Here is a 22,161-nt window from a genome sequence, read left to right on the forward strand (position 1 = left end):
CTCAGGGTGTAGTTGTCAGCGCTGCCGCCCTCTCCGTCCGCGAGCCCCTCGCCGGTGAGACTGACAGCCAGATTCTCACCCACATCCGATTGCTCGAAAGCCGCCGCCAGACCCTCCAGATTCAGCGCTTCGTCCTCAACCAGGTTGTTGAGGCTGAGCTCCGTGGTGTCGATGGTGGCAACGTCCGTGCCGTCGTAGACCTTGTCCTCCGCACTGAACTCACCACCCAGCGTCAAGGTACGCGGATCAATGGTCGCGGTGGTGGTCGGCCAGTCCGTAGTCAACAGGGTGTAATTGCTGGCCAGCCCTTCATCTCCGTCGGCCAGCTCGGCCTCGATGAGGCTCACCGTGATGGTCTCGCCGGCATCGGCGTCGGCAAACGCCGCCGCCAATGCCGTCAGCTCCAGGTCTTCCCCGTCCACCAGGTTCTCGAGGGCCAGACCTCCCGTCTCGGCCAGCACCGCTTCGGTCGTACCATCGTACTCCCTGTCCTCGACGGAAAAATCGCCGCTCAGGGTCACGCTCCGAGGATCAACCCGATACTGTCCCGGCCCCTGGATATCCAGGTCGTAGCCCTGCTGCGAGGAGGCGACGCCCACGATGCGCTGCACATCCTGCTCACCTGCATCGGCACCCGCGAGGATCAACTCCAGCGCTTCGACCGAGATCAGGCCCTCGTCCACGCCCTCGGCCACGCTCCACGGGGTCTCATCCCCCAGTTCCACCACGACACTGCCGTCGTACTCCCGGCCTTGGCCTTCCTCGGGGGTGAATTCGATGACCGCCTCGTCCTTGAAGAAGGCCCGCAGCAGCGGTCGGGCCGCGCCGTCGTACAGCCGCCAGGCGGTGTCGTCGCCGGCCTCGGAGCTGAGCGACCACTCGGTAAAGGTATCCCGGTCCTGCAACGCTTCGGTGCTGCGGCCGGTGGCGATGCCACTGCCGTCCTCGTCCTCGGTCACCCCGGAGGCGTCGGTGTCCCAGTAGCTGTGCTCGACATCATTGCCGTCGCCGGCCTCATCGCCGGCGAAACCGCCGATACCGGCCTCCTCGCCAGCCTCCACACGCCCGGCGGAGTAGGCTTCACTCACAGCGCCCCCCCCGGCGAGACGACCCACGAAACCTCCAGCATGCGCGTCCGTGCCATCACCCACCGTTACGGCACCGGTGGCGTAGGCCCGATCGATGCCGGAATCTTCCATGACACCCAGCAGACCGCCGGCAATGGCATCGTCCCCCGCTTCCACCGAGCCAGTGGCGTAGACTTCCGTGAGGGTGGTGTCCGTGGCCGTTCCGATCAGCCCACCGGCGATGGCCGAGGCCCCCGCGGTAACCGGGCCGTTCGCATAGGAATGTTCGACGAGCGTATTGTTTGCCTGGCCCACCAGGCCCCCCGTGGCCACCGTTTCGCCCCCGGAAACGATCTCCGAGGACACCGCGCCTGTGGCATGCGACCACCGGATCGTGGAGTCTTCCACCCAACCGACGAGCCCGCCGTTCGATTCCATGGCGTCGCCGGAATCAAGAATCACATCGCCCTGTGCGTCGCCATGCTCGATGTCCCCGCCACCGATGTAGCCCGCCAGACCACCGATCCAGTCGTCCCCGGTGACCTCACCCAGGGCCGAGGCATGCTCGATTTTGAGATTCGCATCACCATCGGCCGATCCATAGCCCACCAGGCCACCGATATCGCTTTGGCCGGACACATCGCCTTCGGCGACCACGTGGGTTATCGACAGAGACCCTCCGTTGCTCGCCTCCGAGAAGCCCACCAGACCGCCGGAAAGAGCGGGGGCACTCACCTGCCCGAAAGCCTCCACCTCAATGACACGGAGGATGCCGCTCTCATCGGCCTCCAGCGAGCCGACAAGACCGCCGGCACCCCAGCTATCGGCTGTAACCTGGCCACGGGCACTGGCTGTGCGGACCTCCAGCTCCGCACCTCCCGCCGCGCTCGCGGCCCCGACCAGTCCACCAACGCGGCTATCACTACCGGCGACGTCCACATCCGCTTCCAGGTTCGCGAGCTCAACGCTGGCGCCTTCGGTATCACCCTTGATCGCGCGGGTTTCACCAGCGAGCCCGCCGACCATCTCCTCGCCTCTCACTTCTCCTGAGACGTCCACGTCGGAGATCGTCATCGTGCCTCCGTCCCTGGCGACAGCGCGTCCCACCAGCGCGCCCACACGCCCCCCTCCAACGACATCAACGTCTTCCAGCACGAGATCTCGCAGGATGGCGTTGAGGGCCACCCCGAACAGGCCACCGGCATCCAGGTCATCCGGGTCAGGCCGGTCGATGGTCAGGTTCCGGATCGCATACCCCTGGCCGTCAAACTGGCCCACAAACGGCGCGTCGGAGTCACCGATCGGATCCCAGTTGGCCTCATCGGCGAGATCCAGGTCATTCACCAATTCGAACGCATACCCGTCACCGACCACTTCATGGATGTTGCGCAGATGATCCGTGCGGGCGATCTCGTACGCCGTCTGGTCGCCATGTTCGGTGCCGCCAAAGCCTCCGCCAAACAGTGTGGCCATCGGCAGTGACATGGCATAGTCATCATCATCGACAGCACTCAACGATGGCAGCGGGCCCGCACGATACCCCTCCCATTCGGCGCCATCGCCGTCGTAGTCCTGACCCTCCCAGCCACCCACGTCTTCCAGGGCCCGGCGGATAGCCTGCCGGCTGACACCCCGATGGTCGTCAGCCATTTCACCGGCATTGGTCTCGGCGTCATAGAACACGTTATCCACGACAACGTCTCCGCCAGTGGCACCCGCCACACCGCCGGTATGCGTGCCACCGTTCACGGTGTTCGAGGCATAGGCATCCCGGATCGAGACCTCGTCGGCGGCCCGTCCCAGGAGGCCGCCGGTGTTCCCATCGCCCGTCACTTCCGTGGTGGCGTGCACGCGCTCGAGATCGGTGGAGCCCCGGGCCACACCCACAAGGCCGCCCACGTCGTCCCCGCCGGCCACGCTGCCGGAAGCAAAGACATCCTCGATGCGGGTATCGCCCTCGGCCACCCCCGCCAGGGCACCGACCCGGTCGCCGGCCTCGATGGCCGCCCCCTCCACGCGCAGATTCATCAGGCGCGCGTCGGCAACCGCCCCGAACAGGCCGGCGGCATTGCGCGAGGCATCATCCAGCGTGAGGTGGCGAACGGCGTATCCCTGTCCATCGAGCTGGCCGTTGAAGGGGGCGTTTTCGTCGCCTATTGGCGTCCAGTCGCCTTCCGCCGGGAGATCCACGTCATCGACCAGCTCGAAGTCGAATGTCCGGTCCGCAACCTGGTTGATGTTCTGCAGTTGATCCGCCCGCGCGACGGTATAGGCGCCGTCCCCTTCGGCATCACCCCAGCCACCCTCGAACAGGGTCGCCATGGGCAACTCGTTCACGTCTTCCGGAATGGTGACGTCCGACAGGTACGGCAGCAGCCCCAGCCCGTAACCTTCGATATCCGTGGCATTGGCTTCGTCCTCGACCGTCCAGCCGCCTTCTCCTTCCAGGGCACCCCGGATCTCGACGCGGCTTGCGCCGTAGACATCCGCATCCAACATGGCGTCGTCGGTGTTGGTCTCGTAGTCGTAGAAGGCATGAGTGGTGTGGAACTCGACGCCTTCTTCCACTTTCCCAACGAGGCCGCCAGCATAAGAATCACCCGTAACGGTGTTAGCGGCAAAGGCGTTAGTCAGTTGAATGCTCGCCGTATCCCTATCAGTGAGCTGGCCCACCAGCCCGCCTACGTGGCTACTGCCCTTCACCGTACCGGTGGCATACGCATTTTGAACATCCAGGCGATAGGGAATTGCTGAGTAAGGCGACGTTGCGCCGATCAACCCGCCGACGCGTTCATCCCCCGAGATATCGCCGATCACGTAGACATCGCGCATCACGTGGTCAGGGGACTCGCCCTCATGCCAAACCCCGACGAGGCCACCCAAGTCATCGCCACCGGAGACCGAGCCTGAAAAATAGGCTTGCTCCAGCGTGAATTCGCCGTCATCCGGAAGTTGCAGGGTTCCCACCAGTCCACCACCCTGGTCATCTTCGACGGTAATGTCTCCCGAAGCATGGACCCCGCTGATCGCCAACTGAGAGCCTGAGCGAGCGGCATACCAGCCAAAAAGACCACCTGCGAGGGTGCGACTCTCCAAAGTGACGGATGTATTCAGATCCTCAAATTCGGCCTCCGCGCCGCCATTTATATTCAAGCGTCCCGTCACGCCACCGGCGTCGCCGTTGGCACCGGTCACATCGCCCGATACAAGCACATTGCTCATCAAAAGCCGGGCTTCGCTGCCATCGGCTTCCAGCTTGCCACCCATACCCCCGGTGTAAGACCCCGCGCGGAAATTGTCCTCTTCCTGAGCATTCTCTACGGCTGTATCGACGATCCGGACTCGATCAATGGTTAGAGTTGCATCTTCGATCCTCGCGCTACCGAACACGGCTCCGACATAACTTCCCTGGTCGCTACTGGTGATGTTCCCCGTCACCCGAATGCCTTCCAGGTCAACGTCGCCGGTGTTTCGCCACAATCCCACCAGGGCTCCTACATAATCTGCTCCGGTCAAGTCAACCCCCTCAAGATTAACGTGCCGGAAGGAGGCGTTCTCGGCATGACCGAACAGCCCCACTTCATCCTCGTCCGGGCGGTCGATGGTCAGGTTGCCGATCGAGTTGCCCAGGCCGTCAAAACCGCCCGTGAAAGGGCTGTCATCGTCGCCCACGGGCTCCCAGCCTGCGTTTTCCGAAAAGCCGTCCAGATCGACGTCTCCGCCCAGCACATGGTCGGCGTCCAGTTCATCGCGCACCGCGTCCAGTTCGCTGGCGTCGGTGATGACGTTGTGTTCGATCTCGGCATCATCGGCGTACCGGGTACGGAAGGTGGACGCCCCGTCCAGGGAGATCCGGCCCGCGTAGTCGCGTCCCTCGTCGGTGGTATCGACATAGCCCCCCGCCATGTTCACGCGGTAGTCTCCCTCGGCGTCTCCCTGCGCGTATTCCAGGGTCAGATGACCGCCAGCGCTGGCATCCAGGTGGCGGTTGATCTCGATGTCGCGGTAGGCGGAGAGAGTAAGGGTGTTTTCACTCCACGCCACGTCGGCGTTGACGAAGATATCCCCGGCCCCCTCGCCCCCTTCTTCCGGGGTCTCGATGGTGACGCTGGTGGTCTCCAGCGCGCTCTCCAGGGTGTTGTTGTGGACGGTGGTCACGCCCTCCGCCAGTTCGTCGTCGTCCAGCTGGTCGCCGTCCTCGTCGCCTTCGACGATGTACACATCGGTGGGATCGATCACCCATTCGCCGGTCTGCCCCTGTTCGGCGTGGGTGGTGACTTCGATATCGGGGTCGATGTCCACCTGCGCGGCCGAGGTCTCGATGCGGCCGCCGTCACCACCGTCCGGAGCACTGGCGTCCAGGGTGCCTCCGGCGCGGACCTCGCCTTCCTCCATGCCGCCACTGAGCATGATCCGCCCGTCTTCACCCTCCTCGAGGGTGCGCGCCCGGACGGTGCCTTCGTTGTTGACCAGGTTGCGGTAGATGGCGTTTTTCGCCTGGGTGGTCATGACCACCTGCCCGCCGTCGGCCCGGATCAGTTCGCCGTTCTCGACCAGGGCATCCAGAACGCCGCGTTCGACGGTCACGGTGGTCAGGCCGTCCCCGTCGAAGTCGAGGGTGACCTCGTCCCCGGCGGCCAGCGCCACGTCGCCGCCGTCGTTGCGGATCTCGCCCTGGTTGCTCACCTCGTTGGCAATCAGCGCCACCACGCCGCCGGCCGCCTCGATCTCGCCCCGGTTCTTGATCCGGCCATCACTGCTCCCGCGGTTTTCGAAGTTCAGCCGCCCGTCGAGAAAATCCTCGTCGCTGATCTCCAGGGTGGAGGCGACCAGGCTGCCCACGTTCACCTGCGCACCCTCGCCGAAGGTAATACCCGCCGGGTTGGTCAGAAAGATCTGGCCGTTGGCCTCGAGCCGGCCCAGGATCTGGCTGGGGTTTTCGTCGAGAATGCGGTTGAGCGCGGCGCTGTCACTGCCGGGCTGATCGAAGCGCACCCCGGCATCCTCGCCAATATTGAAGCGCTCCCACTCGGTGATGATCCGCTCGCTGCCCTGCTCGATGATCAGTTCGTCGCCGTCACGGGTGAAGGTGGCATCGCCATGGGTCAGGCTCTCACCGTCGGGAAGCGCCCCGGGGTCCACCGCCCAGGCGGCGGAGGAGGCCAGCAGCATCAGACCGGCGACGGCACCGGTAACCGTACGCCCGGCCTTGCCCCGCCCGGGGGTGATCTCGGCCACGGCCACAAAGCTCTGGCTCTTCTCGCTCCACACCAGGCGGTAGGTGTGGTTCAGGGAGGCGGGACGGATGCGGTTCTTGCGGTCGTTCATGGCGATCACCAGGGTTCTCGTAACGCGTTTTCGAGGGTCGAGCGTGGTTGCGGGGTCGCTCCGGTTCAGAACCAGACCATGGCCTGGACCCAGAAGCGGGGGTCCCGACTGCGGCCGTCGGAGTCCTTGCCGGTCACGCTGCGGTCGTCCACGTCGTCATTCACCTTGAAGGCGACGCTGGCGCGCAGGCTGTAGACGCCCGGTCGATGCAGATTGGCGCCCACACCGGCCCCCTGGATCACGGGGGTGTTGGTCTCGTTGGCGTTCGCCGGGCTGTAGCCGTCCCAGCGGTCGCGGCGCAGGGTCACGCCACCGGCATCGTAGAAGGCGGTGAGCTGCAGACGGCTGTCGATGCCGTCGAGGGTGGCCGCGTCGTAACGGCCCTCCACGGTGGCCTGCCAGCCGTGGTCGCCGCTGATCTCGCCAGCCGGATAGGCGCGCACGCCGTGGGGCCCGCCCGCGCTGAACTGCTCGGCGGAATCCAGGTTGTCGAAGCTGTACTGCCCGGAGGCGCGCACCAGCAGGCTGAAATCATCCGTGATCCGCTGCAGCCGCAGGGCCTCCAGGTTGAGCTTGCGGAAGCTGCCGTGGGTTCTCGCCGTCTGGCGGTCGAGTTCACGGTCGAAGGCGTTGCCGGACCGGTCCAGATCGCCCACGGTGGCCGCCACGCGATAGTTCACGAGGCCGCCACCCCCCACTTCGTCCAGCCAGTCCCCGTCCAGGGCAACGGTGCCGGTGTGGTAGACCCGGTCGCGGACGTTGTCGCCGGCCTGCTCGTCGTCCAGTTCGCGATACTGGTAACTGCCTTCCAGCGACAGGTTGCGCAGGCGGGAGCGGATCAGGGGGTAGGACAGCCCCGCCCCCGCAGTCAATGCATCGCCCTCGTAGTCGAGATCGGAGAGCTCGCGGCCGAGCTCGTAGTCGAGATACCCCAGCTCCAGGTGCCCGCTCAGGCCGCTGTAGCCCAGCGGGGTGGTGTACTGGACATCCAGGTTGGTCATCCAGCGGGCAGCGCTGACCATGCCGGTGAGCCGGTCCCCGCGTCCGCTGAGGTTGTGGATCGCGCCACGGGCGTTGAGCCGCTCCTCGCCGGTGTAGCGGTTGCCGTAGTTGTCCGCCCACAGGGTGCCGGTGTAGCGGTCCTCCTCGCGGAAGTCGATGTCCATCCGCGTGGTGCCCGGCTCCCGCCCGGCCCGCAGACTGGAGCTGGCGCGAATGCCGGCGAGGTCGTTGAACAGCAGCATCGTCCGCTCCAGCTGCGCGGCCTGCACCAGCGCCTCCTGTTCCGGACTGAGCTGGTGATTGAGCATGCCGACCACCCGCTCGTCGCTCAGACGCACATCCTTGTCCTCGAGGATGTGTTCCCAGGAACCGGCATCCTCCAGCGCCCCGGTGCGGATACGGATCACGACCTCGCCGTCGCTCACGTCCTGCTCCGGCAGGTAGGCAAAGGAAAGGATGTACCCCTGCTCGCGCAGATGGCGGGTCACCCGCTCGGCCAGCTGCTGCAGGCCGTTGAAACCCAGCTCCTCGCCCAGCCGATCGGCCACCAGCGCCTGCAGCTCCGGTTCCTCGGCCAGCGACTCGTAACCCTCGAAGACCACCCGCTCGAGCTCGATGCGAACATCGGTCTCCTCCATCGGCTCCGGTAACGCCTCGCGCTCGGGCATGCGCTCCGGCTCCCGCGGCACCTCCGGGCGGTCGCGCAGCAGGGTGCCTGCATCCGGCTCCACCTGAGCGTGAACCGGTACGCACAGACTGATACCCAGCAGCAACAGGAGCAGGGCTCTGCTCAGAGAGGACACCCGCTCAGTCCCGGCGAAGAATGCGGCAGCGTGCATTGATTCGATCCTTTCTTCACTGTCCGGGACACGCCCCGTCCGTGATTGGCAGACGAACAGATCTTGTGATCCAGTCGGAATTTTTGGCATTCCGCCACAGACCTCGGACCAATGCCATACTTCCGGTCAGCCAGGCGTTATCCATCCGTTAGTCACCACGGCCAGGCCGAGGAGGAACGATGACATCCGGGGCCTTCTCGCTAATGATCCACGGCGGCGCCGGGGAGCTGCGCGAGGCGCAGGACGCAGCGGCCGCCGAGGCGTATCACGCCGCGCTGCAGGGGATTCTGGAGGCCGGCCGCGAGCGTCTGGCGCGGGGTGAACGCGCCCTGGATACCGTTGAGTACTGCGCAGCGCGGCTCGAGGACGATGCCCTGTTCAACGCCGCCACCGGCGCCGCCCTGACCCGCGAGGGGTCCGTGGAGCTGGACGCCGCGATCATGGATGGCGCGGCTCTCGCTGCGGGGGCCGTCGCGGCGGTTCGCGGCATCGCCAACCCGGTCCGCCTGGCGCGTGCGATCCTCGAAGACGGGGAACACGTACTGCTGGTCGCGGACGGTGCCGCCGCCTTCGCCCGCGAGATGGGGATGGCGCAGGTGGACGAGGAGTCCCTGATCACCCCGCAGCGGCGGGAACAGCTGGAGCGCGCCCTGCGCCGGGGCCGGGTCACGCTGGATCATGACGAACCCGCGCCCGGGACCATCGGCGCGGTTGCGCGCGATCGCTACGGCCATCTGGCCGCGGCCACCTCCACCGGCGGGATGACCGGCCAGCGCCCGGGCCGGGTCGGCGACTCGCCCATCCCCGGCGCGGGCGTGTACGCGGACGATGCCACCGCCGCCATCTCCGCCACCGGGCACGGCGAGGATTTCCTGCGCAGCGTCTTCGCCAAAGACCTGGCCGACCGCATCCGCCATCTCGGTCTGGACGCCCGCGAGGCCCTGACCACAAGCCTGCAGCATCTGCACGAACGGATCGGCGGCTACGGCGGGGCCATCGCGATCGACCATGCCGGGCGCTGCGCGGCCGGCACCACCACCCCGCGCATGCTCCACGGCTGGATCGAACACGGAGGCCCGACCCGGACCGGCGTCGAGCCCCCGCCTGTTCCGCCTGCCCCTTGACCGGACCACGCCGCGAGTCCCGGAACGGGGTCGCCCGCCGGACGGGCCTCACCCACCGGGGCTCAGCGTTCCCGCCGTTCCGCGGCCGCGTTCCAGTGCCGCCCCATGCGGCTGCCCAGCCAGACCCCCGCGATCCACAGCACCAGCGACACGGCCACGTACAGCGCGGCACGACCCGGATCGCCCGACTGCATCAGCCACAGGCTTTCCAGACTGAACACCGAGAAGGTGGTGAACCCGCCACAGAACCCGGCCAGCACGAACTGCCGGGTCACCGGGTCGGCCGGGCGACAGCCCTCCGGCGCACTGATCACCGCATACAGCCCGATCAGCCAGGACCCGGCGATGTTGACCGCGAGCGTATCCCAGGGGAACCCGGCGCCCACCAGGTGCAGCCCGCTCCACGACAGGCCGTAACGCGCCATGCTGCCCAGCGCGGCCCCCAGCGCGACGAACGCGGACAGCCGGACGTCATACCCCGTCATGCCGCCCCGCCGGCCGCGCGAGCCAGACCATAGCCCAGGGAAACCAGCGTCAGCCCGCCGGCCAGCGTCAGCAGGATGTAGAGCACCGCCGGGCGCAGGCCGTCACGCTCCGCCACGCCCACCACCTGCAGGCTGAACGACGAGACCGTGGTGAAACTGCCGAGCACGCCCACCACCAGCAGCAGCCAGAGCCAGGAGGTCAGCGCCGGCCCGGACACCCGGCCCAGCGCCAGGCCGATCATCAGCGCGCCGGAGACGTTCACCGCCAGCGTCCCCCAGGGAAACCGCCCCCCGCCGGTACGGTTGTCGATCCACTGCACGAGCCAGAAGCGCGTCAGTCCGCCCAGCGCACCCCCCGCCCCTACCAGCAACAGGACCTGCCACCACATGATCATCGAGTCATTTTCGGGGCCGGCCATTGCGCTGTCGAGCCACCGCCCGGCCCGCAGGCCGACCACCAAGCTTCCCGCCGGCCGGAATGGTAAAGTGCACGCCCTGATTACCCCGACAAACGCTTCGCAGGAGCATCATGGCGCAGTACATCTACACGATGAACGGCGTGGGCAAGATCGTCCCGCCGAAGAAGTACATCCTCAAGGACATCAACCTGAACTTCTTCCCCGGCGCCAAGATCGGCGTGCTGGGCTATAACGGGGCCGGCAAGTCCACCCTGCTGCGCATCATGGCCGGCGTGGACACCGAGATCGTCGGCGAGGCGCGGCCGCAACCGGGCATCGAGATCGGCTACCTGCCGCAGGAACCGCACCTCGATCCGGAAAAGGACGTGCGCGGCAACGTGGAAGACGGGGTCGCCTCGGTGAAGGAGGCCCTGACCGAACTGGATCAGGTGTACGCGGCCTATGCCGAACCGGATGCCGACTTCGACGCCCTGGCCGCGAAGCAGGCCGAACTGGAAGCGAAGATCGAGGCCGCCGACGGTCACAACCTGGACCGCAAGCTCGAGGTCGCGGCCGACGCCCTGCGCCTGCCGCCGTGGGACGCCGACGTGAACAACCTCTCCGGCGGCGAGCGCCGCCGCGTGGCCCTGTGCCGGCTGCTGCTGTCCAGCCCGGACATGCTGATCCTCGACGAGCCGACCAACCACCTGGATGCCGAGTCCGTGGCCTGGCTGGAGCGCTTTTTGCAGGAGTTCCAGGGCACCGTCGTCGCAGTCACCCATGACCGCTACTTCCTCGACAACGTCGCCGGCTGGATCCTCGAGCTCGACCGTGGCCAGGGCATCCCGTTCCAGGGCAACTACTCGCAGTGGCTGGAGCAGAAGGAAAAGCGCCTGAAGCAGGAAGAAAAGGCCGAGGCCGCGCGGCAGAAGGCGATGGAATCCGAGCTCGAGTGGGTGCGTTCCAATCCCAAGGGCCGCGGCGCCAAGAGCAAGGCCCGCCTGAAGCGCTTCGAGGAGATCGCCTCCAGCGACTACCAGAAGCGTTCCGAGACCAAGGAGATCTACATCCCGCCGGGCCCGCGCCTGGGCGACAAGGTGCTGGAGGTGGACAACCTGTCCAAGCACTACGGCGATCGCGTGCTCTACCAGGGCCTGTCGTTCAACGTGCCGCGCGGTGCGCTGATCGGCGTGATCGGCCCGAACGGCGTGGGCAAGACCACCCTGTTCCGCATGATTTCGGGCCAGGAACAGCCGGACGACGGCACGGTCGACGTCGGCGAGACCGTCCAGCTGGCCTACGTGGACCAGAACCGCGATGCGCTGGAAGACGAGAAGACCGTGTGGGAAGAGATCTCCGGCGGTCAGGACGTCATCCGGGTCGGCAACTTCGAAATGCCGTCACGCGCCTATTGCGGCCGCTTCAACTTCAAGGGCCAGGACCAGCAGAAGCGCATGAAGGAGCTCTCCGGCGGGGAGCGCAACCGCGTGCACCTCGCCAAGCTGCTGCAAAGCGGCGGCAACTTCCTGTTGCTGGACGAACCGACCAACGACCTCGACGTCGAGACCCTGCGCGCACTGGAAGAGGCCCTGCTGGACTTCCCCGGCTCCGCGATCGTGATCTCGCACGATCGCTGGTTCCTCGACCGTATCGCCACCCACATCCTCGCGTTCGAGGAAGATGGCAACGTGGTGTTCTTCGAAGGCAACTACCAGGAGTACGAGGAAGACCGCCACAAGCGGCTCGGCCCGGAGGCCGACCAGCCGCACCGGGTCAAGTACAAGCGCCTGGCGGACTGACCCTGCCCTCCCCCCGAAGGCCCGGCATTGCCGGGCCTTTTTCGTTTCAGCGCCGGCGGTGCAGCCACCGCACCAGGCGGTGGGTGAGCCACCACATCACGGTGCAGAACAGCACCACGAACGCCAGCCACAGCTCGGGCGCCACCCATTCCTGCGGCTCCCCGTGCGGACCCAGCACCCAGTTGAGATTCCTTCCTTCCTCCGCCACCGCGTAGCTGGCGAGCAGGACGCCCCAGCCAATCGGCAGCCACCACTTCCAGGCCCGCGCGTCGTAACCCAGGCGCCAGACCATCCACAGAAGCGCGAACGGCAACGGCAGGTGGTAGAGCGAGAGCAGGCGCACGTGCAGCGGGATGTCGGGGTTGTACATGTAGTGCACGGCGCCGATGACCGGGTTGCCGAGCAGCAGCAGGCTCAGCACCAGGTCGAGGACCCAGACCAGTTCCGGAAGCAGGACCGCGACCAGCAGCATGGATGCGAGACGCCGGCTTTCCAGCCAGGCGGCCAGGCAGCCGGCCACCAGCGCGATGGAGGACAGCCAGAGGAAATTCAGCGGCCCGTATTCCTGCAGGTACACAGGTACCAGCACGGCGAGGAAGGCGAGCCAGCTCAGCTTGAACCACAGCGGGATCATCGCGGGTCCGGACTCCGTTCGGCCAGCCCCCATCATGGAGGGTCAAGCGCCGCGTGTCATCGCGCGGCGCAAGCGCTTGTCACCGTCATTGCGAGGAGCCGAAGACGACGCGGCAGTCGGCCGAAGCGGGCTGCACGCCGGAACAGGTGGCTTGAGATGGAGATCGCCACGTCGCTTCGCGACTCGCGATGACGGGAGCACGAACGGCACCGCGCAAGCCTGTGGGAGCACGCGTCCACGCGAATGCATTCGCGGCCGCGGCCGCTCCTGTCCTGACAAAAGACGCCTCAGGCCGCCCCCGGATCCAGGCGGCGTACGACTTCCAGGGCAACCCGCTGGCTGTAGTCATGGATCTTCCAGTGCCCCGGGCTCCAGCCAACCAGGAAGCGGTAGAAGTCGGCCTGCGCCAGCGGGAACAGATCCCGCCATTCTCCCTCCAGCGCGCCCGCGTCCACTTCCGGGTGGTGATCGCGCAGCGCCCCGCGCAGGGCATCGAAATAGGCGTCAAGCAGGTCGGCCTCGCGATGTTCCTGTTCGTGTTCGTCGAGGCAGGAGCCGATGAAATAGGCGACATCCTTCATCCCGCAGCCGCCGCCGACGTACTGGAAATCCACCGCCGCCACGGCGCCCCCGTCGGCAGCAAAACAGAAGTTCGCGACCTTCGCGTCACCGTGGACCAGGGTGTGAAAGCGGGCCGCGTTCAGCCGGCGATCGACCTCCGCGGCCGTGCGGCGGATGGCCGGGTCCTCGATCGCCGCCCATTCTTCCTGACGGGTCGCCAGATGCCAGTAGCTGCCGACCGGCCACAGGCCGTCGGGTGCGGTGCCGACAAACGCGGCATGCAGCTCGGCCAGCCAGCGCAGGCAGAGGACCGCGCCGTCGAAGTCCAGGCGCTCGCGGCGGTCCGGGAAACCGGCCGCATCCAGATCCTCCAGGATCATCCAGCCGCCATGATCGTCCCCACCCGCCGCGAAACAGCGCGGGAGCCGACAGCGCGACGGATCGAGCCGCGGGGCGAAATCCGCGTACCAGGCCCGCTCCACTTCATAGGATCGCCGCTTGCGCCGGTCGGAAACCCCGCCGCCCCAGCCGCGCGGGTGGCTGACGGCTGCCGGGTAGCGGACGTCCTTCACCATCACCGAGGCTACCGTCGCATCCTCCAGGCGGTAGCGCCGGATCTCGCCATAACCGCTCCACAGCCCCTGCACCCGCTCCTGCGGGTACGCCGCGCGGGCGCCGGTCGCATGGCGCACGCGTGCGGTCAGCTCTGCGTCCTCCCGCGCACCCATGGCCGCAGCCGCCTCAGTTGTGCAGCAGCGCGTCGGTGGTGTAGATCAGCAGCCCGTAGTCCTTCTGGTAGGTGTCACGCATGTGCGCGGCAATGCGGGTGCAGAGCTCCTCGGACCCCAGCACCTCGATGCGGATATTGCCGCCCTGGCGCCAGTTGCCGCGACGCTTGCCGTGTTCGCCCCAGCCGCGGGCATCGATCACGGTGTACCCGCTGGCGCCCAGCTTGCGGATCTCGTCGACCAGCATGTCTTCCAGGATCGCCTCGGTAACGATCACCATCAGGCGCATCGGTTCGCCTTCCATGCCCTATCCTCCGACTGCGTAGAGTTGTTCGGCCAACCAGAAGTAAAGGGGTACGCCGACGAAGATGTTGAACGGGAACGTCACCCCCAGCGAGGCCCCGATCGACAGTGCCGGGTTGGCCTCCGGCACCGCGATGCGCATGGCTGCCGGGGCCGCGATGTACGAGGCACTGGCGTACAGCGTGGCCAGCAGCAGCGTGCCGCCCAGCGACATGCCCAGCCCCCAGCCCAGCACAATACCGAGCAGTGCGGCCACCACCGGCATCACGATCGCGAACGCCACCAGAAAGACCCCGTAACTGCGCACCTCGGCGATGCGGCTGGAGGCCACCAGTCCCATCTCCAGCAGGAACAGCGCCAGCACGCCCTTGAACAGATCCCAGAACATCGGCTCCAGCGGCTCGATGTTCTCCGGACCGGCCAGGTAGCCGATCAGCAGCCCGCCGATCAGCAGGAACACGCTCTTGCCGAAAAACACCTCGTGCAGGGTCTTGCCCCAGCGCGTCCCACCACCGGTGCCCGCCTTGGCCAGCAGGATGCCGATCACGATCGCGGGGATCTCCAGCAGTACCAGGAACACGATCATGTGTCCCTCGTAATCCAGCCCGCGCTGGGCCAGGTAGGCCACCGCCACCGAGAAGGTCACCACGCTGACCGAGCCGTAATGGCCGGCGATGGAGGCCGAATCGGCGCGGGTCATGCGGCCGACCCAGCGCAGGACCGGGAAGGCGATCAGCGGGATGAACGCCGCCACCACCAGCACGGCCAGTCCGGGCAGGAGCAATGGCACCAGCTCGGATTCGGCCAGCTTGACCCCGCCGTGCAGGCCGATGGCCAGAAGCAGAAAGATGGACAGCGCCTCGTACACCGCCATCGGGATCTTCAGATCGGATTTGGCCAGCCCGGCGATCGCGCCGAGCAGGAAAAACAGAACGACCGGTTCGGAAACCATGGTCCTTGCCTCCAGTCAGAAACGTCGCCCCGCACCGGCTCTCGCGGGGCACGGGACTGTCGGTCTGGTTCAGTCGCTACCGGGCATCATCGAGGAGTGGTGATGCACGATCTTCCATTCGCCGTCGCGATTCTCGTAGACGAAGGTGTAACGCGCCGGTACGTCCCTGACCTCACCGCCGTCGCGCACGCGAAAGGTATAGGTACCCGCATCCGTCAGCTTGTTGCAGCCGAACTTCACGTTACGCTGAGTGATCGTGCCCTCGGGGCGCTTCTCCAGAAAATGCCGGAAGTAGTCACGGATCTCGTCGCGCGTGGTGCGCGGGACGTTCGACACCGTGGGCAGAAGTACCGCGTCTTCAGCGTAGCAGTCGGTAACCCGATCAGCGTCGCCGGTTTTCAGCGCGTCGTTCCAGCGGTCGAAAAGCTCTTCCGCCAGACGCCGGGTCGCAGGGGCACAAACCACGCAGCTCTCATCCAACGGGGTGTCGATGGCGCCAAAGTTCGGGTCCCCACCCGTCCCGGTCACGGGGTGGTGCTGGTCCCGGTACGAGGCACTCAGGCTGAAGCGGGCACGCGGCTCGCTGTCGGCATCAATGAACCGGGTGCCGCTGATGCGCGGCCGGGCGTCGGAAGGATTCTTCACGGGTGTTCTCCGCGGGCGCCGTGGCGGCCCTGATCAAAGGTTGTACTTTGCGGGGGATTGTAAACCGCCCCCCATAGCCTGTCAGCCGGGCCTGTCAGCCGGCGCCGTTCATCCGGCGAAGGGGCCCTGTCCGGCATCGGCCTGCGCCTTGAAGGCGGCCAGCATGTCCTCGATCTGATTGCGCAGCCGTGCCTCATCCTGAATGGCGAAGTCGAGAAACGTCTGCGCCACCACCGACAGCACCTTCTGCCGCGGATGCACGATGTGCCACTGACGGTGGATCGGGAAATGCTCCACGTCCAGCAGCGCCACCGGCCCTTCCGCGCCCTCCGCGCTCAGGGTATGCAGGGACAGCACCGAGATCCCCAGACCACCGATGACCGCCTGCTTGATCGCCTCGTTGGAACCCAGCTCCATGCGCACCCGCGGATTGATACCGTGTTCCTGGAACAGCTTGAGGGTGGACTCACGGATCCCCGATCCCGGCTCGCGCATCAGGAAATTCTCCTGCTCCAGCTCCTGCAGCGGGATATTGCGGCGGCCGGCCAGCGGGTGATCGCGGCTGGCCATCACCACCAGCGGGTTGGGTGCAAAGGGGTACACCGCCACGTCGGTCAGGCGCTCCGGCACATGGCCGATGATGTACAGGTCATCGTCGTTATTGGCCAGGCGGTCCAGCACCCGGTCGAAGTTCGAAACCTCCAGCGACAGCTCCACGTCGGGATAGCGCCGCGCGAACTGGCCGAGAATGCTGGGCGCGAAGTACTGCGCCGTGGTGATCACAGCCAGCCGCAGCCGCCCGCGCTTGAGGCCGTGCATCTCGGCCAGCTTCATCTCCAGATTGGTCAGCGCCCCGAGCATCTCGCGGCAGGTGTCGTACAGCAGCAACCCTACCTCGGTGGGCGACGCCCGCCGCCCGACGTATTCGAACAGCGGCAGCCCCAGCGCGGAGGAGAGCTTCTTGATCTGGATGGACACCGTCGGCTGAGTCAGGTGCAGCTCCTCCGCGGCGCGGGTGAAGCTGCCCAGGCGCACGATCGCTTCGAAGACCTGCAGCTGGCGCAGGGTCGCATGCCGGATCAGATGCGCCGGCAGCTCCGACTTCAGCATCACCTGCGGAAGGCCGGAATCCCGCGTCGAATCGCTCTGACTCACGCCGGCCCCCTGTTAACGGGTGGTCAGGCCGGCATACAGCATCGGCAATTTCTCCGGCAGCCGTTCGACCCGATCCAGCACCATGTAGTGGTTCCCAAAGATGCGCTCCACGTAATCATCGGCGTTGGGGTCCAGGCTCATGCAGAAACTGTGGACGCCGTTGCGTCCGGCCTCCTCCACCGCGCGGCGAGCGTCGAAGCGCAGGTACTGCGGATCACGCACGTCGGTATCCGAGGGCTCGCCATCGGTGATGACCAGCATCAGCTTCTTTTGCGAACCGCGGGCACGCAGCTGCTCAGTGGCATGCCGGATGGCCGCCCCCATCCGCGTGGAAAGCGCCCCTTTCATCCCCGCCAGACGCGCCCGCGCCGTGTCGTCCCAGGGCGCATCGAAATCCTTGAAGCGGAAGTACTCGACGTCGTGCCGCCCGTCCGAGTTGAAACCGTGGATCGCGAACGGATCGCCGATACGCGAGATCGCACCCGAGAGCAGCGTGGTCGCCTCGCGCGCCAGCTGCACCACCGAGGTGTCGGTCCCGCGCACCGTCTCGTTGGTCGATTCCGACAGGTCCAGCAGAACCAGCACGGACAGATCCCGCTCCTGGCGCAGGGTGCGGGTGTAGATGCGCTCGTCGGGCTGCCGGTTCATGCGCAGGTCGATCTGTGCCTCCACCAGCGCATTCACGTCCAGCTCGTCGCCCTCGGGCTGCCGACGCAGGCGTTGCACGCCTTGCGGCTGAATCGCCTCGATCAGGTATTTCAGACGTGCAATCAGCGGCTTGTGCTTTTCGTTGATCGCGTAGATCTCGTCCAGATCGCCCTTCTCCGGACGACGCTCCAGCAGCGTCACCCAGTGCGGGCGCTCCAGCTGCATCTGGTAGTCCCACTCGTGATAGTGGAACGGCAGCGAGATCGGCTCCTTGCCCTCCTGCGCGTTGATGCTGGTGTCCTCGCCATCGCGGAAGAACTCCGTCGCCAGGACCATGATCTGCTGGGCATCGTCCCCGGCACTGGGCACGTCCAGGGTGTTGATCATCTCCATCGGCGTGACGTAGATGCGTTCCTGACCCGAGCCGTGTGCGGCCAGCACCTCCGCCTCTTCTTCGTCCTCGCGGCCCACCGCCCAGATATAGCGGTTGTCGTCGCGGTAGACGACCTCGGGCGCGATCTGCTTCGGGTTCACGTAGCCCTTTTCCGGGAACGCCGGCGCCAGCGCTTCCGCCAGTTCCGCCGCCAGTCCCGCACGCTCCAGATCGGACTCGCGGGCGAAGGCCGCCCGCGCCTCGTCCACGAACGGGTGCGGGTCCGTGTAATCGGCGTCGATCAGGGCGCGCGCGGTCCGTGCCAGCAGTGGCTGCGGCGCATCGCCGTCTTCCGGGGTGGCCGTGTGCAGAGGTTTCCAGATCTGCCCCAGCCCCGGGAATGCGGCCAGTGTCAGCCCCTCGACCCGGGCATCCTCGAACAGCTCCAGCAGCGCGCCCCGGATCCCCCGCGGCGCCTCTTCTTCCTGGCGCTCGCGGGTATGCACCATGTGCGCGGCGGCATGCGCCGCCGCCGCGCGATACAGGTCAAGCCCGGTCAGCTCGTCGGTGTCGTCGAAGGCATCGGGCAGGAACAGCGTGAACCCCTGGATATACGGCCGGTACCCTTCGCGCGATTCGAAATCGCCGCTGGTTGGCCGCATGAAGAAATCGCGTCCCCACAACGAGCGCAGATACAGGTTGATACGCCGCTGCACGTCCACGAACAAGGTCCCGCGGCGTTCCTTCTGGAATACCGAGCGCGACTCCGGCGACTGCAGGCCGAAGTATTCGATCTGCGCCTCCAGATCGGAGCGATGGGCCTGTGCGCCCCAGGTGGCCCAGCGCCGCAACCCGCCCAGGGTCAGATGGCTCAGCAGCTCGTCCAGGTGCTCCAGCATCGGGCGCACGCCGCGCGGAGCCTGGCCCAGCAGCGAATCCAGCAGGCGCAGATAGCCTTCGAACAGCGAATGGTCGCCCAGGCGACGCGCGGCAATGGGCGCCGTCGAGATCACCAGCGTGATCACCGCCGAGCTGGTCTTGGAATACATCCGGATGGACGAACTCAGCAGTTCCGCGACGGCATCCTCGCCCAGCTCATGCGCCAGCCCCGGCGCCTCCTGAATGAACGCCACGACCAGCTCGGTCCCGCGTCCCAGGGAATGCAGGCTGCGGGCTCCCTCGAGGTAGTAGCGTTCCAGTCCCGCCGGGCTGAATGCACGCGTTGCCTCGTGCCACGCAGATTCAAGCACCTGCGCGGCGTGGTCCCCGAGGTCCTCGAGGAGGTCCGAATAGTCTTCCAGATGGATGCTCATCGCGCGTTCGCGCCGCCTCGAAGGCGGTCTAGAAGAACGTGGTCACCGCCGAATCCAGCGCATCGCGCATGTCCGGATCGTCGGTGATGGGCCGCACCAGGGCCATGCGGCAGGCGGCTAGCGGCGCGACATTCTTGCCAATAAGCGTAGCCGCATACACCAGCATCCGCGTCGAGATTCCCTCGTCCAGTCCGTGCCCCTTCAGGTTGCGCGCACGCTCGGCCACGCTCACCAGTTTGTCCGCGACGTCCTCGCCCACACCGCCCTCGTGCGCGACGATCCGGGTCTCGGTCGCATGATCCGGGTAATCGAAATCCAGCGCGCCGAAGCGCTGTTTGGTCGACTGTTTCAGATCCTTCATCAGGCTCTGATAACCCGGATTGTAGGAAATCACCACCTGAAAATCGGGATGCGCCTTCACCATTTCCCCCTTCTTCTCCAGCGGGAGCACCCGCCGGTTGTCGGTCAGGGGGTGGATCACCACGGTGGTGTCCTGGCGCGCTTCCACGATCTCGTCGAGATAGCAGATCGCCCCGAGCCGGGCCGCCATGGTCAGCGGCCCGTCCTGCCAGCGCGTCCCTTCAGCGTCCAGCAGATAGCGCCCCAGCAGGTCCGAGGCGGTCATGTCCTCGTTGCAGGCCACCGTCACCAGCGGCTTGCCCAGCTTCCAGGCCATGTGCTCCACGAAGCGCGTCTTGCCGCAGCCCGTCGGACCCTTGAGCATCATGGGCATGCGCGCCGCATACGCCGCCTCGTACAGCTCCACCTCGTCCGCGACCGGCTGGTAATAGGGCTCTGCGGTCACCCGGTATTCGCGCAGTTCGTCCTGCATGGCAATGCTCCTTCACAAAAAGGCCGGGCTTCGCCCGGCCATGCTCGCAATCCCGCCCGGACTCAGTCCGGCCAGACCCGATCCGGATGCAGATTCTCCCAGGGCGTATCCCCGGTGGCGCGATCGTCATTGCCAGGGGAGTCCTTGCGGCCACCGCGGCTCGAAGCCGGGGAGCGTTTTCCCGCCGTCGACCCGGTGCTCTTGCGGGTGGCGCCGGAGCCACCCGCGGACTTTTTAGCCGCAGGCTTCTTCGCCGTGCTGCCCCGCGGACCGGTCGTTGCCTTTCCGGACGACGATTTGCCGGAGGCGGGCTTTTGCGCCGGCTTGTTCTCCGCCGGTTTCTGCTCCGTGGCGGACTCCGGCTTGCTGCTCGACGTTTCATTCGTCGACGTGCCCGATGCCTCGCCCTTGTTGTCCTGATTCTCGCGCGCCGCGCGCACGCCGGCCGCCAGCTTGTTCTGCAGGTCACTCATTGTGACACCTCCTCGATGATGGCTTCGATCTCGGCCGCAGCCGCCTGTCCGGGTTTCCCCAGATCATAGACGGAGCTGCCTTCCAGCGCCGAACGCCGGTAGATGGCCCGCCGCCGCAGCGTCTGCTCCAGAGCGGGTATGTCGATCTCCATGAGGGCGTGCTTCATCGCACGCGAGAGCGCGCTGCGCACCTCAAGCTGGTTGACCACGATACGCGCCTGCAGATCCCGGTTCGCCCCTTGTGCCTCCTCCAGGCCCGTCCCCATGCGGACACTGCCCCACAGGTCCACCGGCGAAGGAAGCACCGGGATCAGCGCCAGGTCCGCCGCCGCCAGGGCGCCGTTCACCGCACCGCCTTCCAGGGTCGGAGGACAGTCGATGACCACGAAATCATAATCCCGACGCAGGTTTGCCAGCTCCCGGTCCAGCGGCCCTGCCACCGCGAACACGGATGCCGGGAACGGCTTGCGCTCCGAACTCATGCGCGCCCATTGCCCGGCGGAACCCTGAGGATCGGCGTCGACGACCAGGGTCCGGCCGCGCCGGGCCAGCCCGGCCGCGAGATTCATCGTCAGGGTAGTCTTGCCAGTCCCGCCCTTCTGATTGACGACCGCGATCACCCGCGAGCTCATTATGACCCCCGGGTCATGAAGTCACCTCGCCGGCGAGGCGGTCGACCTCGAGCGCGAAGGCGCGATCCGCCTCGCCGATCGCCTCGCCGTCCCGGGCGTCGATGGTGATGTTCACATAGGTCGTCCCGAAGCTTATGTTCGGGTGATAACCGTCGGCCTCGGACAGATCCGCGACCCGGTCGAGGAAATCCCGCGTCACCCCGTATCGATCAAAGGTGTACTGCTTGCTGATCGACACCAGCGAACCCTTGCCAGGCTCCCAGCCTGCGGGAACCACGTCACCGTTCTCGGCCATCGGAGTCTCCGCTGCCGTTTGCATTCATTTGAGCATCGATCTCGCGCACGTGTTCCCACTCTTCGTCGAGCAGGGCCGCAAACAGCGCGGCATCCTCACGGGCACCGGTCCGACGGCAATACACCACCGCTTCTTCGTACATCCGCACTGCATCCAGCTCCAGCGCGCGGTTGTACTCCATCAGCTGGCGGACCGAACGCCCCAGACGCACCGGTCCCAGCTGGCTGCCGGGAGGCGCCAGCCCGTAGTGCATCAGGCGCGTCATCAGGCGATCCGCATGCTCCAGTTCTTCCTGCGCTTCCCGCCGCAGCGAGTCGCTCAGTTCCGCCATGCCCCAGAGCGCGGTCAGCCGCGCCTGGGCCATGTACTGCTGGACCGCCGACATTTCATGCGCGACCGCCCGGTTCAGATAGCCCACGATCCGTGGATCGGCCATCGGCGTATCCTCAGCTGGCGGAGCCGCTGGCGCTGGGCGCGGACGGCAGGATGCTTTCCACTTCGGAATGCACGCGGGCAATGATGTGCGCGGCCACCAGACCGTCACCCACACGCTCGCAGGAATCGGCACCGGCACG

The 22,161-nt window shown here is 66.5% G+C and carries 18 protein-coding genes and 1 pseudogene; 2 read left to right on the forward strand and 17 right to left on the reverse strand.

Annotated elements, in window-relative coordinates:
• Together D893_RS06870 and D893_RS06875 are read right to left on the reverse strand one after the other, a co-directional pair.
• The coding region (locus D893_RS06870; protein ID WP_146220543.1) for a filamentous hemagglutinin N-terminal domain-containing protein at positions 1–6,395 on the reverse strand (6,395 nt) is incomplete at its 3' end.
• A gap of 65 nt (positions 6,396–6,460) precedes the next feature.
• Positions 6,461–8,236: a ShlB/FhaC/HecB family hemolysin secretion/activation protein gene (locus D893_RS06875; RefSeq protein WP_110619420.1), complete on the reverse strand. Its 1,776-nt coding sequence runs from the start codon at positions 8,234–8,236 to the stop codon at positions 6,461–6,463.
• 179 nt (positions 8,237–8,415) lie between these two features.
• Here D893_RS06875 and D893_RS06880 point away from each other — a divergent pair, with 179 nt between their 5' ends.
• Positions 8,416–9,360: an isoaspartyl peptidase/L-asparaginase family protein gene (locus D893_RS06880; protein ID WP_110619421.1), complete on the forward strand. Its 945-nt coding sequence runs from the start codon at positions 8,416–8,418 to the stop codon at positions 9,358–9,360.
• A 62-nt stretch (positions 9,361–9,422) separates the two neighbouring features.
• Here the strand turns inward: D893_RS06880 and crcB (D893_RS06885) are convergent, their stop codons facing one another.
• Both crcB (D893_RS06885) and crcB (D893_RS06890) read right to left on the reverse strand, forming a co-directional pair.
• On the reverse strand, positions 9,423–9,845 hold the full coding sequence (crcB, locus tag D893_RS06885; RefSeq protein WP_018947954.1) for a fluoride efflux transporter CrcB: 423 nt from the start codon (positions 9,843–9,845) through the stop codon (positions 9,423–9,425).
• Positions 9,842–10,264, reverse strand: a complete 423-nt coding sequence (gene crcB / locus D893_RS06890) for a fluoride efflux transporter CrcB (RefSeq protein ID WP_210434087.1) — start codon at positions 10,262–10,264, stop codon at positions 9,842–9,844. Before crcB (D893_RS06890) ends, crcB (D893_RS06885) begins: the two co-directional genes overlap by 4 nt.
• Positions 10,265–10,374: 110 nt before the next feature.
• On the opposite strand from crcB (D893_RS06890), the gene ettA reads away from it, so the two are divergent.
• On the forward strand, positions 10,375–12,042 hold the full coding sequence (ettA, locus tag D893_RS06895) for an energy-dependent translational throttle protein EttA (RefSeq protein WP_110619422.1): 1,668 nt from the start codon (positions 10,375–10,377) through the stop codon (positions 12,040–12,042).
• Between the two features lie 46 nt (positions 12,043–12,088).
• On the opposite strand, the gene D893_RS06900 is transcribed toward ettA, so the two are convergent.
• From D893_RS06900 to D893_RS06965, 13 genes and pseudogenes are all read right to left on the reverse strand, one after another.
• Entirely contained in the window at positions 12,089–12,676 is a 588-nt protein-coding gene (locus D893_RS06900) for a hypothetical protein (RefSeq protein ID WP_110619423.1), read from the reverse strand.
• Positions 12,677–12,963: 287 nt separating this feature from the next.
• Positions 12,964–13,965, reverse strand: a complete 1,002-nt coding sequence (locus tag D893_RS06910; RefSeq protein WP_110619425.1) for a phosphotransferase — start codon at positions 13,963–13,965, stop codon at positions 12,964–12,966.
• A 13-nt stretch (positions 13,966–13,978) separates the two neighbouring features.
• Positions 13,979–14,269 carry a hypothetical protein gene (locus D893_RS06915; RefSeq protein WP_018871374.1) on the reverse strand — a complete coding sequence of 97 codons (291 nt, stop codon included), beginning with the start codon at positions 14,267–14,269 and terminating at the stop codon, positions 13,979–13,981.
• A 3-nt stretch (positions 14,270–14,272) separates the two neighbouring features.
• On the reverse strand, positions 14,273–15,220 hold the full coding sequence (locus tag D893_RS06920; protein WP_018947965.1) for a sodium-dependent bicarbonate transport family permease: 948 nt from the start codon (positions 15,218–15,220) through the stop codon (positions 14,273–14,275).
• Between the two features lie 69 nt (positions 15,221–15,289).
• Entirely contained in the window at positions 15,290–15,865 is a 576-nt protein-coding gene (locus tag D893_RS06925; protein WP_110619426.1) for an SgcJ/EcaC family oxidoreductase, read from the reverse strand.
• Between the two features lie 108 nt (positions 15,866–15,973).
• A complete protein-coding gene (locus tag D893_RS06930; protein ID WP_024330041.1) occupies positions 15,974–16,975 on the reverse strand; it encodes a LysR family transcriptional regulator in 1,002 nt (333 codons plus the stop codon).
• 57 nt (positions 16,976–17,032) lie between these two features.
• Complete coding sequence (locus D893_RS06935; protein ID WP_018947962.1) at positions 17,033–19,354, reverse strand: nitric oxide reductase activation protein NorD; 2,322 nt, start codon at positions 19,352–19,354, stop codon at positions 17,033–17,035.
• A 28-nt stretch (positions 19,355–19,382) separates the two neighbouring features.
• The gene (locus D893_RS06940) at positions 19,383–20,186 is read right to left on the reverse strand and encodes a CbbQ/NirQ/NorQ/GpvN family protein (protein WP_018947961.1); all 804 of its coding nucleotides are present in this window, start codon (positions 20,184–20,186) and stop codon (positions 19,383–19,385) included.
• 62 nt (positions 20,187–20,248) lie between these two features.
• Positions 20,249–20,659, reverse strand: coding sequence for a hypothetical protein (locus tag D893_RS06945; RefSeq protein ID WP_024330043.1), 411 nt, complete (start codon positions 20,657–20,659; stop codon positions 20,249–20,251).
• Positions 20,656–21,291: a ParA family partition ATPase gene (gene parA / locus D893_RS06950; RefSeq protein WP_024330044.1), complete on the reverse strand. Its 636-nt coding sequence runs from the start codon at positions 21,289–21,291 to the stop codon at positions 20,656–20,658. Before parA ends, D893_RS06945 begins: the two co-directional genes overlap by 4 nt.
• A gap of 13 nt (positions 21,292–21,304) precedes the next feature.
• Positions 21,305–21,586 carry a 4a-hydroxytetrahydrobiopterin dehydratase gene (locus D893_RS06955; protein WP_018871382.1) on the reverse strand — a complete coding sequence of 94 codons (282 nt, stop codon included), beginning with the start codon at positions 21,584–21,586 and terminating at the stop codon, positions 21,305–21,307.
• Complete coding sequence (locus D893_RS06960) at positions 21,570–22,022, reverse strand: ferritin-like domain-containing protein (protein WP_018947958.1); 453 nt, start codon at positions 22,020–22,022, stop codon at positions 21,570–21,572. The genes D893_RS06955 and D893_RS06960 overlap by 17 nt, the downstream gene beginning before the upstream one ends.
• Positions 22,023–22,032: 10 nt before the next feature.
• Positions 22,033–22,161: pseudogene (locus D893_RS06965) on the reverse strand (carbon dioxide-concentrating protein CcmK); the annotation flags it as partial.

The organism is Thioalkalivibrio sp. ALE21 (assembly GCF_003208255.1).
Taxonomy (GTDB): domain Bacteria; phylum Pseudomonadota; class Gammaproteobacteria; order Ectothiorhodospirales; family Ectothiorhodospiraceae; genus Thioalkalivibrio; species Thioalkalivibrio halophilus.